This window comes from Treponema sp. OMZ 790, from assembly GCF_024181285.1.
Taxonomy (GTDB): domain Bacteria; phylum Spirochaetota; class Spirochaetia; order Treponematales; family Treponemataceae; genus Treponema_B.
The window spans coordinates 425,170-438,762 of sequence record NZ_CP051201.1; the positions used below are offsets into that span (position 1 = coordinate 425,170).

12 protein-coding genes are annotated in these 13,593 nt (G+C 39.7%); 10 read left to right on the plus strand and 2 right to left on the minus strand.

Features of this window, described 5'->3' with window-relative positions:
- Positions 1-50 precede the first annotated feature (50 nt).
- From E4O01_RS02025 to E4O01_RS02070, 10 genes are all read left to right on the plus strand, one after another.
- Entirely contained in the window at positions 51-749 is a 699-nt protein-coding gene (locus E4O01_RS02025; RefSeq protein ID WP_253693843.1) for a HEAT repeat domain-containing protein, read from the plus strand.
- A gap of 21 nt (positions 750-770) precedes the next feature.
- Entirely contained in the window at positions 771-1,391 is a 621-nt protein-coding gene (locus E4O01_RS02030) for a Maf family protein (RefSeq protein ID WP_253693846.1), read from the plus strand.
- A 175-nt stretch (positions 1,392-1,566) separates the two neighbouring features.
- A complete protein-coding gene (gene rpsB / locus E4O01_RS02035; protein WP_253687017.1) occupies positions 1,567-2,442 on the plus strand; it encodes a 30S ribosomal protein S2 in 876 nt (291 codons plus the stop codon).
- A gap of 171 nt (positions 2,443-2,613) precedes the next feature.
- Positions 2,614-3,456, plus strand: a complete 843-nt coding sequence (gene tsf, locus E4O01_RS02040; protein ID WP_253693849.1) for a translation elongation factor Ts — start codon at positions 2,614-2,616, stop codon at positions 3,454-3,456.
- Positions 3,457-3,534: 78 nt separating this feature from the next.
- Complete coding sequence (gene frr, locus E4O01_RS02045) at positions 3,535-4,092, plus strand: ribosome recycling factor (protein WP_253693852.1); 558 nt, start codon at positions 3,535-3,537, stop codon at positions 4,090-4,092.
- Positions 4,093-4,776, plus strand: a complete 684-nt coding sequence (locus tag E4O01_RS02050; protein ID WP_253693854.1) for a di-trans,poly-cis-decaprenylcistransferase — start codon at positions 4,093-4,095, stop codon at positions 4,774-4,776.
- A gap of 21 nt (positions 4,777-4,797) precedes the next feature.
- A complete protein-coding gene (locus tag E4O01_RS02055; protein WP_253693857.1) occupies positions 4,798-5,655 on the plus strand; it encodes a phosphatidate cytidylyltransferase in 858 nt (285 codons plus the stop codon).
- The gene (dxr, locus tag E4O01_RS02060) at positions 5,655-6,800 is read left to right on the plus strand and encodes a 1-deoxy-D-xylulose-5-phosphate reductoisomerase (protein WP_253693860.1); all 1,146 of its coding nucleotides are present in this window, start codon (positions 5,655-5,657) and stop codon (positions 6,798-6,800) included. Before E4O01_RS02055 ends, dxr begins: the two co-directional genes overlap by 1 nt.
- 19 nt (positions 6,801-6,819) lie before the next feature.
- The gene (gene rseP, locus E4O01_RS02065) at positions 6,820-8,172 is read left to right on the plus strand and encodes an RIP metalloprotease RseP (protein WP_253693863.1); all 1,353 of its coding nucleotides are present in this window, start codon (positions 6,820-6,822) and stop codon (positions 8,170-8,172) included.
- Positions 8,173-8,222: 50 nt separating this feature from the next.
- Positions 8,223-8,588 (plus strand): FMN-binding protein, encoded by a 366-nt coding sequence (locus E4O01_RS02070; RefSeq protein ID WP_253693866.1) that lies wholly within the window; start codon positions 8,223-8,225, stop codon positions 8,586-8,588.
- A 19-nt stretch (positions 8,589-8,607) separates the two neighbouring features.
- On the opposite strand, the gene leuS is transcribed toward E4O01_RS02070, so the two are convergent.
- The gene (gene leuS, locus E4O01_RS02075) at positions 8,608-11,184 is read right to left on the minus strand and encodes a leucine--tRNA ligase (RefSeq protein ID WP_253693869.1); all 2,577 of its coding nucleotides are present in this window, start codon (positions 11,182-11,184) and stop codon (positions 8,608-8,610) included.
- Positions 11,185-11,313: 129 nt separating this feature from the next.
- Positions 11,314-13,416: a methyl-accepting chemotaxis protein gene (locus E4O01_RS02080; protein ID WP_253693873.1), complete on the minus strand. Its 2,103-nt coding sequence runs from the start codon at positions 13,414-13,416 to the stop codon at positions 11,314-11,316.
- Positions 13,417-13,593 lie beyond the last annotated feature (177 nt).

Consider the following 13,593-nt stretch of genomic DNA (forward strand, 5'->3'; position numbering starts at 1 on the left):
AAAATGGTTGAAAATAAAGGTAATGTACCAAACTAAGGGGGTAATTTGAAATGCGACGAAAGTCTTTAGTTTTTGTAATGATGATATTATTATTGGGAACAGCCTTTGTCTTTGCAGAAGATAAAGATTCCGATTCCTTGATGACAGTTGAAGAGGCCTATCTTAATTCTATGGAAGGCTTAATTCTTAGAGAGATGGTTACCAGTGAAGGACGTGATGCTAAGTTTGTAGCCTTGCAGGTAGTTGAAGAAGCTATTGACGGCGGAAGGGTAACTCCCGAGCTTCAGGAAGCTCTTGATTCTCTTGCAACTATAGGTCTTACCACGGTTGTGCGTGAAAACGGAAGGGTTGCAAATAACTATCCCGATGTAAGAAGAGAAGCATGCCGCCTTTTGGGTAAGATTAAAAATGAGCAGGCTAAGAAATCTCTTATGACGGTTATGTATACCGATAATGAACCGGTTGTAATTATGGAAGCCGTTAAATCTTTAGGTGAATTAGGATATAACAATAATGACGAAGTTGTAGATATGATTAACTTTATCAATCGAAAATTCGATATTATTAACCCTACAAGCTCATTGGCTCTTGAAGTTCTTAATGCTTATGAAAAATTGGCTCCTACAGTAAAGAATAAAAAAGGAATGACTGAAAGTATTTTGAGAATTGCCAATAATTTTAACTACATAACTCCTGTCAGAAACAGAGCTATGGAAGTTCTAAAATCCATATTAGGCGGAAAAAAATAAAAATTACTTTTTTTTAATAAAATGAAAGAGCTTATTTTAGCTTCTGCATCACCCAGACGAAAAGAGATACTCGATTCGCTGGGTGTTTTGTTTTGTGTAAATGCCTCAAATTTTGATGAATCCTCAATAACAGAAAAAGATCCTATAAAAAAATGCATTTTAACTGCAAGAGGAAAGGCCGAAAGTCTTTTTAAAGTCTTGAAGCAAGGTAATGACTATAATCCGCAAAAGCTCATATTGGCGGCAGATACCCTTGTTTTTGCCGAAAATACAACAATCCCAAACGAAAAAATAATCTTCGGTAAACCAAAAAACAAAAAAGAAGCCGAAATGATGCTCAAAAGCCACTCCGGTTCGGTTCATTTTGTTGTGAGTGCAATCTGCCTCCTTGACTGTGAAACCGGCAGGATAAGCGAAAAACAGAATATCTCTAAGGTTTTCTTTAAACCCCTCTCCGATGAGGAAATTTCAGCCTATCTTAAAACAGAAGAATGGAATGATGCCGCCGGAGGTTATAAAATTCAAGGGAAAGCTTCCTTTTTTATCGAAAAAATTGAAGGCTCTTATACCGGGATAGTTGGTTTGCCTGTCAGGGAGCTCTATGAGCTGTTGTCCGAAAAAGTTTTTATAAACCTCTTTTAAGCTGTCTAAGCACTATACAAAATCTTAAAAAAACTATATAATAAGCTCATGCCGTTTTTACGGTAAATATCCGGAAGGATGTCCGGCGTGGACGGCCTTTGAGGCCGCTAACGGCCGGTAGTCTGTTCCGAGAAATAGAGAAGGCAGGAGCTTTTTAGCTCCAAAGGAGAAACACATGGCAGTAGTAACCATGAAGAACTTACTTGAATCAGGCGTACATTTCGGCCATCAAGTAAAACGCTGGGATCCGAGAATGAAAAAATACATTTTTTCGGAAAGAAACGGAATTCACATTATCGATTTGCAAAAAACAATCGTTGCAATCCGTGAGGCCTATGAGGCTGTCCGCAAGGCAACATCCGAAGGAAAATCGGTTTTGTTTGTAGGAACAAAAAAACAGGCCCAGCAGACAATTCAAAAAGAAGCCGAAAGATGCGGAATGTTTTATGTTAACAACCGCTGGCTCGGCGGAATGCTCACAAACTTTTCCACAATCAAAAAGAGTTTGGCTCGTCTTAAGAAAATCGAAAAAATGGAAGTTGACGGAACTTTCGATAACTTGACAAAAAAAGAAATTGCTTCTTTACAGAAAGAAAAGTCAAAACTCGAAAAAAACTTGGGCGGTATTAAAGAAATGAAGGACCTCCCCGGAATCCTCTTTATTATCGATACTCGAAAAGAAGAAATTGCTATCAGAGAAGCCCGCTCATTGGGCATTCCCATCATCGCTGTTGTAGATACCAACTGCAATCCTGAAGGCATCGATTATCCGATTCCCGGAAACGATGATGCAATCAGAGCTATTTCGCTTTTTACGGGCGTAATTGCTAATGCAGTTATCGAAGCCGACAACGAACACGGTCTTAAAATCATCGAAAACCTTCAAGAAGATGAAGAATCCGGTGATTCAGGTGTTGATCCCTATCAGGACAGAGAAGAAGAAATTACAGATTATTCCAATTACACTCCCAAAGATGAAGCTTCAGGCAGTGATGAGGATGAAGATGAAAATTCTCTCGTAAACGATGAGGATTTGTACGACGACAAATAAACAGGAGATTCGATAAACAGTTCGGCAGAAATCCTGCCTCACTGTTTATCTTCAAGTTTTGTGCTTCGCACAAAACTTTGTTATATTTTATGCAGTTTGTAAACAAACTGCTTGAAAAAACTTTTTTCGGAAATTGACATTTCCTGCAAAAAGTTTTTATAGGAGAAATTTATGGACATTAAAGCATCTGATGTAAAAGCATTACGCGATAAGACCGGTGCAGGTATGATGGAATGTAAAAAAGCCTTACAGCACTGCAACGGCGACGCAAAAGAAGCTGAAAAATATTTAAAAGAAAAAGGCTTGGCCGCTGTCGAAAAAAGAGCCGACAGGGTAACAAGTGAAGGTATTATCGTTATCAAAAACGACAATAAAAAAGCCGTTATGCTCGAAATGACCTGCGAAACCGACTTTGTTGCAAAAAATGCAGACTTTATCGCTGTCGGAGACGACATTGCAAATACTGCCTTTGATAAGGACATTGCTGAGGTTACACCCGAACTTAACGATAAGCTCTTGGATTTGGCTACCCGCGTACGCGAAAACATGAACCTTACACGCTTAATCAGCGTAAAGGCCGGAGCAGACGAATACCTTTCACGCTACATCCATTCCGATAAAAAAACAGGCGTTATTGTAGTTTTAAAATCGGATAAGCCTGAAATCTTTGAAAAGACTGCGGTACAAGATTTTGCTTATGACTGCTGTTTGCATGCAGCCGCCTTTATGCCCCTCTATGTTAAAAAAGAAGATGTAGATGCAGCTTATATCAAAGAGCAGGAAGAAATCTTTAAAGGTCAAGTTGCCGAATTGGATAAGCCCGATAACGTAAAAGAAGGCATCGTTAAGGGAAAAATTTCAAAACACTTATCCGAAATCTGCTTCCTTGAGCAGGCCTTTGTAAAGGATGATAAGCTTTCCGTTTCAAAGAAAATGGCAGAGGTCGGCAAAGAAGCCGGCGGCTCCTTGAGCTTGTCAAAGCTTATAATTTTTCAGTTAGGACTGGGTATGTAAATTAAGACCTTTTTTTAGTGCTGCGAGGAATTTTCCTTGCGGCATTAATTATTGCACAAATAAATCGGAGGCAAAATCATGATAGAAGAAGTTCAGAAAAATTGTGAAGAAAAAATGAAAAAGACGGTTTCGGCATTAAAAGAAGAATTCAATATGCTAAGAACCGGAAGAGCATCTTCTGCTCTTTTTGATAAAATAAGAGTTAACTGCTACGGAGAATCTACCCCTCTTAATCAACTTGCCAATATTTCTATCCCCGAAGCAAGGCTTGTAGTAATTCAGCCTTGGGATAAATCTTTATTGGTCGAAATTGAAAAGGCCGTTTTACAGGCAGATTTGTCGGTTAATCCTACAAATGACGGAAAGGTCATTCGCATTGCAATTCCGCCGCTGACCGAGGAAAGAAGAAAGGATCTTGCAAAAAAGGCAAAAACCATTGCCGAAAATTCGCGCGTTTCAGTCCGTAATATCAGACGTGACGGAATCGACGAGGCAAAAAAATTACAAAAGGACGGAAAAATAAGCGAAGATCAGTTAAAGACTGCTGAGGATGCTTTCCAAAAATCCACGGATGCTTACATTGCCGAAATAAACAAGGTACTTGAAGCAAAAGAAAAGGAAATAATGGAAAACTAAATGTCCGATGACTTAAAACATATCGCCATTGTCATGGACGGCAATGGCAGATGGGCAAAAAAAAGAGGTCTTCCCAGATCTATGGGGCATAAGGAAGGGCTTAATACGGTTAAAAGGATAACAAAGGCCATATCCGATTTGGGGATTTCTTATATAACGCTTTATATATTTTCTACCGAAAACTGGAAAAGAACCGAAACGGAGGTAGGCTTTTTGATGGGGCTTATTAAGCAGCATCTAAAAGCCGAGCTTAATTTTTATGCCGACAATAATTTGCGTATCGAACACATAGGCGATTTAAGCGGACTGCCCAAAGATATTCAAGATGAAATTAATTCGGTAAGAGAGAGAACTGCCGCTTATACAGGTACTGCGATTGTGCTTGGTATAAATTATGGAGCTCATGACGAAATCTTAAGGGCAATAAAGAAACTGAATTCCGATGAGCTTGCTTCTATAAATGAGGAGACCTTTTCCTCAAAACTGGATACAGGCTCCATTCCTCCTGTAGACCTGCTTATCAGAACCGGAGGAGAAAAACGTTTGAGTAATTTTTTGCTTTGGCAAAGTGCTTATGCAGAACTTTATTTTACGGATATCTTATGGCCCGATTGGACCGTAGAAGATTTATACGCAGCAATAGAAGACTATAAAAAAAGAAACAGGCGTTACGGAAATGCCTAATGTAATAAAGGGAGAAATAAAATGAAAATTCGAAAAATTATTGAGAGGCTGATAATATTTTTTGTAGGTGCACCTTTAGTTTTAGCTTCAATTTATTTTTTACCTCATTATAATTTTTTAGTTTATCATATCGAATTATTTATTGCAGCTCTGATTGCAAATTATGAGATATATAATATTTTATCCCAAAGGTCGCCTGCATATCCTAAAAATATACTTGCCTTTTTCGGCTTAATTTTATTGGGATGCTCATACTTGAGCGGATTACATATTATTCCTTTCCGCTATATTTTCTTTGTATTAGGTTGTGTTATAGTTATAACAATGTTTATGGAAATTATTTTTTCCTTTTCCGGAAATTTTACCAATAGTATGTCCCGTTTTACGACAGGAATGTTTATGCTTATTTATCCTTGGGGCTTATCGGTTTATTTATCTTCAATAACAAGACTACCGAATGCAGGGGCTTTAATTATAATGTTTTATCTTATGACCTTTGGATGCGATTCTTTGGCATGGTTTTTTGGTATGCTTTTCGGGAAAAGCAACCGCGGGTTTATTAAGGCCAGCCCCAAAAAAAGTATTGCAGGTTTTATAGGCGGCTTTATCGGTTCTACGGCTGCGGCAGCTGCTTCGTTTTATTTCTTTAACAAACAATTTAACGGAAAATTAAAAGAACTTATAATAATAGCTCTTTGTACGGCTCTTTTTGCAATCATCGGAGATATAATAGAATCGATTTTAAAGCGCTCTGCAGATTTAAAAGATTCGGGTAAAGTTATTTTAGGCAGAGGCGGTATCCTTGACAGCATCGATTCCTTACTCGTTGCTTCTCCCGTTTTCTATAGCCTTTGCGCTCTGTTGTTAGGCGGGGTTTGATGAAAAAGAAACGGGTTCTGGTACTTGGGGCCGGAGGCTCAATCGGAAAAAACAGTTTAGAAGTAATAAGAAGATTTCCTGATAGGTTTGAACTTGCCGGTTTTTCCGTTCATTCTAATTTAGACTTTGCCCAAAAAATGCAGGCCGAGTTTACGAATGCACAATTTGTTTCTACAAAAAAAACGGATTCAAAATTAAAACACGAAATAGATGTAGAAGCTGTAAGACAGCTGATCGAAAAATCAAGGGCCGATATAGTCATTAACGGTATAGCAGGTTCGGCCGGTTTAAAGGCTTCTGCAGAGGTTATAAAAAGCGGCTTGGATTTAGGCCTTGCCAATAAAGAAACCATAGTTGAGGCGGGCGAGCTCATTTTTAAAGATGCCGAAAAGTCGGGCAGTACAATAATTCCCGTCGACTCGGAACATGCTGCGATTTTTCAGCTTATAAATGCCCACAAAAAGGAGAACATCGAAAAGATTATAATCACAGCCTCAGGCGGCCCCTTTTTAAACACGCCTAAGGAAAAGCTCGGCGCAATGAAGCTTGAAGATGCCTTAAAGCATCCTACATGGAAGATGGGCGGAAAAATTACGATAGATTCAGCCTCCCTTGCAAACAAGGCCTTGGAAGTAATCGAGGCCGTAAAGCTTTTTTCTTTTCCGCCTGAAAAAATCGAAGTTACGGTTCATCCTCAAAGTATAATCCATTCGATGGTGCAGTGTAAAAACGGAGAGATTTTTGCCCAAGCCTCTCCTCCCGATATGAAAAATCCTATTTTAAATGCTTTAAGTTTTCCGAAGATGCCTGAAAGCTTTTTAAGGCCCTTGGATTTTTCTCAAATTATAAACTTGGAATTTATGCCTCCCAGAACCGATGATTTTCCTATGCTGGTTTTGGGTTTTGAAGCGGCTGGAAAAGGAGGCGCCTATCCTATAGCCTTTAATGTTGCAAATGAAGAAGCCGTTGATGCTTTTATCAAAGGAAAAATAGGCTTTACGGATTTAGCCGATATTACGCAAGAAGTTTTAAATTCGGATTGGACTATGAAACCTTCTTCTTATGAAGAAGTTTATGACTATGAAAACAGAGCAAGAGCGATAGCTTTGGCAAGGATACTTGACAGAGCAAACGGCTTGCAATAAAAGTAAAACGGAATAATTTATGGTTAAGATTTTAATAGGTTTGATTATATTGAGTATCATGGTCTTTATCCATGAGCTTGGACATTTTATTGCCGCAAAGCTGTGCGGCGTTGTGGTCGAAACTTTTTCGATAGGCTGGGGACCTGTTCTTTTTAAAAAAAAGAGGGGAGATACCGAGTATAGAATTTCTGCAATTCCCATGGGCGGCTATTGCGGCATGAAGGGCGAAAAAGCCTTTCAGCAAGCTATCGAAGAAAATCTCTCTGCAATTCCTAAAAAGAAGGGCGAGCTTTACGGGGTGCATCCTTTTAAGCGGATTATAATTGCCTTTGCCGGCCCATTTGCAAACTATATAAGTGCAGTTCTTGCTCTTGCGATTGTAAGTGCCATAGGTTCAAGCTATTATACGAGCTCTAACAAGATAGCTCCCGTTTATTATTACAACGAAGCTGATGACTCTCCCGCCCGCGAGGCCGATTTAAAAATGGGGGATGTGATTTTAAGCATTAACGGCGAGAAAACCGAAACCTTTGCCGACATTGTGCGGCTCATAGTGCCTGAAGCAAAGGAAGAGGTTACCTTAAAAATAGAAAGAGATGGCCGAATCCTTACAAAAAAACTCAAGCCCAAGCTCGACCCAAAAACCGGTGCAGGCATAATAGGCTTTTATTCTTTTATTCCTCTTGAAATAGAAGGAGTAAAACCTTCTTCTGCGGCCGAACTTGCAGGGCTTAAAAAAGGCGATCTTATTGTATCTGTAAACGGAATTGAAGTTGCCAATACTGTAGACTTAAACCGTGCCCTGGAAAGAATATCTGAAAAAACTGCCGAATTAGCTGTGTTAAGAGACGGAAATAAAATCACAAAAATCGTAAACCTTATCCGAACCGAAAGAGGTGTAGATTTGGGGCTCAATATGAAAACTATCAAGGTTGAAATCCCCGGAACAGGCTTTTTTAAAAGCATAGTGAACGGTTTTGTTTTAACCCATAAGAGTTTTATATTAACGTTTAAAAGCTTAAGTCTCTTGTTTAAAGGCGTTGACTTGAGGCAGGCGGTCTCAGGGCCGGTACGCATTACCCACATGCTTGGCGATGTCGCCGCCCAAGGTTTTAAGGCCGGTTTTTTAATCGGGCTTTCAGATATCTTAAACTTTGTAAGCATAATTTCAATTTCTCTTTTTATAATGAATTTATTGCCGATTCCTATTTTGGACGGGGGCTTAATTCTTTTTGCCTTTATCGAATTTATTTTTAGAAGGCAAATTCATCCGAAAGTCCTGTACTATGTTCAATTTATAGGAATGGCATTTATAGGTATAGTTTTTATTTTTGCCCTTTGGGGAGACATAGGATATTTTTTAGGACGATAGCCTTTAGTGCTTTACAAGATTAGGCTTTCTATATTATAATCACAGCGGTTATGAATAAAAAGATTTGTTTTACGCTTACAATTTTTGCTTTGAGTTTTCTTTTGTTTTCTTGTTATGTAAAAAATAATGAGAATCTTGTTTCGGGTATTTTTGAGGGCGAAGCACAAGGTTTGATAGGGACTATGAGCGTAAGAGTTACGATAGAAAAAAATAGAATTAAAAATATAGATGTGCTTGAGTATGCCGATACTCCCGGCTACAGCGACACAGTTTTTGAGTACCTGCCTAAGAGGGTTATTCAAAAAGATTCTACGGATGTGGATCTTGTGGCCGGGGCTACCTTCACAAGTAAGGCTTTTTTAGAGGCGGTAAATGACGCCTTAAAAAAAGCCGGTATACATGCCGAAAAAGAATAGCCCCTATTAAATAATTTCCCTACTGCACTACAATGTTTACAAGCTTATCCGGCACGGTAATTATCTTTTTAATCTCCTTGCCTTCAATGTTGCGGATTGCACCCTCATTTGCGAGCGCAAGTTTTTCTAACTCCTCTTTCGAAGTTCCGGCTTCTGCTTCAAACTTACCGCGGAGCTTGCCGTTTACCTGTACTACAACCGTACATGTTTGGTCAACGCAGAATTTTTCGACAAACATCGGCCAGTGAGAATAGGCTATCGATTCGTCATTCCCCATCTTTTGCCAAAGTTCTTCAGCTAAGTGGGGAGCGTAAGGGTTTAAAAGTTTTACAAAATTATACCAAACATAGTGGGGTATCTTTTTGTGCTTTGAAACCTCGTTTATAAAAATCATCATCTGGCTTATGGCCGTATTAAAGTTAAGAGAGGCCGTATCCTCGGTTACCTTTCTAATCGTTTTATTTAAGAGAACTGTCAAGGCCTTAGTTTCAGGAGTCGAGGTATCGTTGACGGGAGTTTTGTAGATTTCCCTGTCAGACAGGTTCCAGATTTTTTCCAAAAATCTAAACACGCCCATTATACCGCTTGTGTTCCATGGTTTTGAAACCTCCAATGGGCCTAAGAACATTTCGTAGAGGCGCAAGGTGTCTGCTCCGTATTCCTTTATGATATCGTCGGGGTTGATAACGTTCTTTAAGCTCTTGGACATCTTGGCTATTACCTGCTCAAGTTTTTCGCCTGTTTCGATATCTTCAAATTCGGTTTCGGATATTTTTTTAACCTTATCGGCCGGAACAAGGCTTTTGTTTTTTCGCATGTAGGCAAAGGAGGTTATCATTCCCTGATTTACAAGCCGTGTAAAGGGTTCCTTTGTAGACACAAGGCCTAAGTCATATAAGACCTTGTGCCAAAACCTCGCATATAATAGGTGAAGAACTGCATGCTCCGTTCCTCCTACATAGAGATCAACCGGCATCCAATAATCGCACCTTGCCTTGTCGGCAAAAGCTTCGCTGTTATTGGGATCTGTGTATCGGAGGTAGTACCAGCAAGAGCCTGCCCACTGGGGCATTGTATTGGTTTCGCGTTTTGCTGCTTTCCCGCATTTGGGGCATTTTGTGTTTACCCAAGAATCGATTGCTGCCAAGGGGCTTTCTCCCGTTCCTGTGGGAGTGTAGCTCTCTACTTGCGGCAGAGTTAGGGGAAGATCATGCCCGTCTATTGGAACTATGCCGCAGCATGGGCAGTGTACCAAGGGTATGGGCTCTCCCCAATAGCGCTGTCGGCTGAAGATCCAGTCACGGAGCTTATAGTTTACGGCCCTTTTTGCAATACCGAGAGTTTCAAGATGCTCGGTTATCTTTGTCTTGGCTTCTTCGGTTTTTAATCCGTCAAATTTTTTTGAGTTGACGGAATAGCCGTCCTCGGTTGTACAAGTCTTGGGTTCTTCAGAGAAGTCTCTTTTTCCGCCTTCCCATTCTTCTACTCCGGCTACCACCTTGATTTTAGGCAAATTGAATTGAGTTGCAAATTCAAAGTCTCTTTCATCGTGGGCAGGAACAGCCATAATTGCTCCCGTTCCGTAAGAGATTAAAATATAGTCGGAAATCCAAACCGGGATTTTTTGCTCTGTTAATGGATTGATTGCATAGGCCCCCGTAAAAACGCCGGTCTTGTTTTTTGCAAGGTCGGTTCTTTCAAGGTCGCTTTTTTTTGCAGCCTCTTCTATATAATCGGCAACGGCTTTTGATTGCTCCTTTGTTGTTATGCTTTTTACAAGCTCGTGTTCCGGGGCCAATACCATGTAGGTGGCTCCGAAGATTGTGTCGGGGCGAGTTGTATAAACCTTTATCTTTTGCCCTGTTTCTTTTCCTTCCTTATCGATTAGAGCAAAATCTACCTCGGCTCCCGTACTCTTGCCTATCCAGTTCTTTTGCATGATTTTTATGGATTCAGGCCAGTCGAGTTCATCCAAGTCCTCTAAGAGGCGTTCGGCATATTCGGTTATCTTTAAAATCCACTGCCGCAAATTTTTGCGTTGGATTTGAGTCCCGCATCTTTCGCATTTACCGTCTTTTACTTCCTCATTGGCAAGGCCTGTTAAACATGAAGGGCACCAGTTGATGGGGGCTTCTTTTTCGTAGGCTAAGCCCTTTTTAAATAATTGGAGAAAGATCCACTGGGTCCATTTATAATAGGATTCTTCGCTTGTAGAAATTTCCCTGTCCCAATCATAGCTCAAACCTATGGACTTTATCTGGTTTCTAAAGGTTTCCATATTTTTTCGGGTGGTGATAAGGGGATGGACTCCGGTCTTGATTGCATAGTTTTCTGCAGGAAGACCGAAGGAGTCAAAGCCCATCGGATGGAGTACATTGTACCCGTTCATGCGTAAAAAACGGCTGTAAATGTCCGTTGCAGTGTATCCTTCAGGGTGTCCTACATGAAGGCCGTCTCCCGAAGGATAGGGGAACATATCTAAAATATAAAGCCTCTTATCCTTAGGATAATTTTTGTCCTCAATTGTTTTAAAAGTTTTGTTTTCTTCCCAATATTTTTGCCACTTAGATTCTATTGTGCTAAAAGGATAAGCCATATTTTACTCCAACTAACCTGATAAATTTACCAAAATTGACGAAAAATATTTTATAGAAAAGAAAGGAAAAATTCAAGTGCCGTCCAAAAATGTACATCCTTGTACATTTTTGGACTTTGAGTGTTTTTGCTAAACTTTAAACTTTCCGACTTCTGTTGACAGATTTTCTATGCTGTGTTTATTTTTTTTGCTAATCTCGTTTACATCTTGGACGGCGTTGCTGATTTGCACGGCTCCCGAAGCCATCTCGTTCATACTGTCGGTGATGATTCGGGTAAGTTCGTCAAGTTTGCGCATTTCTTGTGCCACATTCTCGCCGCCTTTGAGCATTTCAGCAGAACCGTCGTTTACTTGGCTTGTTACCATATTTATGTCGCGGATTGCGCTTAAAACTTCCTTGCTTCCGTTTTCCTGTTCCCGCATAGCGTCCATCAGGTTTTGGCTCATAGTTTTTACTTGTTCCGAAAGGGCGAAGATGGCGTTGAACTTTTCTTCTGCCGTTTTTGCGGACGCTGACAAGGCTTCAATCTCACCCGACAGTACTTTTAGTGTTGAGGTGATAGTTTTGCCTTGAGTACTGGATTCTTCTGCGAGTTTCCTGATTTCATCGGCGACAACGGCAAAACCCTTGCCCGCTTCGCCTGCGTGTGCGGCTTCAATTGCGGCGTTCATTGCTAAAAGGTTTGTTTGGCTTGCAATGTGCTGAATAACATTTGAGGCTTCCAAAAGTCCGCCTGATTCTTCTGCTATGCGTTGAGTAACATTATTTGCTTCGCCAATCGTTTCTTTTCCGTCAGCAGTGGCTGAAGCAAGTTTTTTTACTACATCATTTGTTTTATCCAAAGTTTGAGTAATTGAAGCTATATTGCTTACCATTTGTTCGATAGCTGAAGAAGATTCTGCAACTGATGCGGCTTGGTTTTCGATACTTCCGTTAAGCTGCTTTATGGTGCGGATAATTTCTTCAACTGTGGATGCCGTTTCAGTTACACTTGCAGACTGGGTAAGAGCTTGTTGCTTTACACCGTCAATGTTGGCGCTTATTTGATGAACAGCACTGGCAGTTTCGGTCATATTGCTTGCAAGCTCTGTACCGATGTTGGTCATTTCGTTGCTGTTTTCTCCTATTGTTTTAATGGAAGATCCGATTTTGCTAATTGTCTGATTAAAATATTCAGACAAGTCGGTTATCTCATCATTACCGACTAAGGGAAGACGGACGGTTAAATCTCCTTCGCCTTGAGCTATGTTTTTGAGTGCGCGTACTACAAGGCTTATAGGCTTTATCATGCGGTGTGCAACAATAAAAATAATAATCAAACTTAAAGCCAAAATGCCTAAGCCTATTATAATCATTTCAAGCCTTAGTTCAGCAATTGTTCCCATGAATTCTTCTATGGGGGCATCAACGATTACTGTCCAGTCAGTATTTTTCATCTTTGCATACGAAGCTATTTTTTTTACACTCTTGTATTCAAAATATCCTACTGAAGGCTTTTTCATTTCAACCGCCATTTTTTCAAATAAACCGCAAGATTCAAGAGCCGGATCGGTTTTAGATTCTTCATAGGCATTTGATCGTGTTTCGACTAAACTGAAATCTTTATCGGCAACAGTACTTCCAGACTTATCTAAGATATAACATTCTCCTGTTTGTCCTACTACAATGTCGTCAATCTGATCGGAGAGTTGCTTTGCTAGAATATCTGCTCCCAATACTCCTATTATATTATTGCTATCATCATACACAGGTAAAGAAAATGTGATAAAAATTTTTTCATTATATGTTCCTTTGTAAGGTTCGGTAATAATTTTTTTCTTTTTTAACGCTTCTTGAAACCAATAAGTTTTTGAATAGTCTTCTTGTTTACCATTAGAGTAAAATTGAATACCCGTAATATCAACAATATATAAATCTTCTAACGCCGGGTTAAATTTTGCTTCTTTGATGAGTATATCTGTTTTGGTTTGATAAGAAACCGATTGATCCAGAATTTGAGGCATACGTGATACTCCTTCCAAGAATTGAAACATTGCCATTATTCTTCCATCAATAATTTCTGCGGTGTCTGTTGCCTTATCCTTTAGGTGTATTTCTATTTTTTCCATTACAGCTCTGCGTGCGACACGTATTGCGAAAAGCGATAGTGTAATTCCGGCTATAAAGATCAGCAGACCGAATACTATTAACAGTTTATTCTTCATCGAAAAACGTTTTTTTTGTTTTTTCATTTTTTAAACTCCTTTTATTTAATTTTTAATTGGTAAGAAAGAAACTTGGAAACTTGTGTAATTAGTAATTACCCATTATTCGGCCGGTCAATTATGGGGAAGCGGCAAGTAGATACCGTCTTCCCCGTAATGCTCCTTGTGTAATGTTGTGATAATCTTTTTTGCAAATAGGCGAGG